We start from the raw sequence: 1,063 nt of genomic DNA on the forward strand, positions 1-1,063 counted from the left end.
GCCGGGCCCTTACGCCAGCACGCCGAAGAACGCGCCGACGATGCCCACGACCATGGTGGCCACGATCAGCACCATGGGGTTGATCTTCTTGGACAGCAGCCAGTAGTACAGCCAGAAGGCGATCATGCCGAGCATGCCGGGCATGATGCCGTCCAGGATGTCCTGGAGGGTCTGGGCGTCGTCGCCCGAGCCGATGGCCACCGGGATGCTGGCCCAGAACATGTCCTTGCACATGGCGCCCACGACCATGACGCCCACGATTCCCACGCAGGTCATGATCTTCTGCATGAGGCCGGTCCTCTGGGCCTCGTCCAGGAAGCCCACGCCCAGCTCGTAGCCCTTGACGGCGCCCCAGATGCGCAGCGCGAAGCCGGGGACGTTGTAGATGAGCAGGAAGGCGATGGGGCCGAAGGGGTTGCCGGCCTGGCACAGGCTGATGCCCACCGCGGCGGCGACCACGCGCAGCGTCGACAGGAAGATGGAGTCGCCGATGCCGGACAGCGGGCCCATGAGGGCGGCCTTGACGTCGTTGACGCTCTCGGGCTCGATCTCGCCGCGGGCGACCTTCTCCTCCATGGCCATCGCGATGCCGCCGACGAACGGGGCGAACTGGACGGTGATGTTGAAGAACGCGCAGTGGCGGTGCAGGGCCTCGGCGTAGTCGTCGGGGCGGCCGGCGTAGATCTTCTTGAGCATGTTGGCGACCATCAGGCAGAAGGCGATGTTCATCTGCTTGTAGTAGGTCCAGGAGAACTCCATGCCCAGGGCGCCGACGTTGACGGCGCTCTTGACGAGGTCGGAGCGCGTGATCTTGTTCTCGGGACTAGAAGTCATCGTCCTCATCCCCTTCCGCGGAGAGCTGGGGCTGGGCTCCGCCCAGGCCGAGCAGGTCGAACTTGTCGATGCCGATGATGATGGCGATCAGGGCGACGCCCAGGACGGGCACGTTGGCGTAGGAGCACAGCAGGAAGCCCAGGAAGTAGAAGGGCACGAGCTGCTTGGTGAGCACCAGGCGGCCGAGCATGGCGAAGCCCATGGCAGGCAGGATGTTGGCGGCAACGCC

Annotated in this window: 2 protein-coding genes; both read right to left on the minus strand. The window is 65.7% G+C overall.

The window, feature by feature from the left end; translation table 11 throughout:
* Positions 1-9 precede the first annotated feature (9 nt).
* Positions 10-843, minus strand: a complete 834-nt coding sequence (locus DXD77_RS10230) for a PTS system mannose/fructose/sorbose family transporter subunit IID (protein WP_117648578.1) — start codon at positions 841-843, stop codon at positions 10-12.
* Positions 824-1,063, minus strand: a 240-nt coding sequence (locus DXD77_RS10235; protein ID WP_147324175.1) for a PTS sugar transporter subunit IIC, incomplete at its 5' end; no start/stop codon positions are given. The genes DXD77_RS10230 and DXD77_RS10235, both read right to left, overlap by 20 nt.

This window comes from Collinsella sp. TM09-10AT (assembly GCF_003436275.1).
Taxonomy (GTDB): Bacteria; Actinomycetota; Coriobacteriia; order Coriobacteriales; family Coriobacteriaceae; genus Collinsella.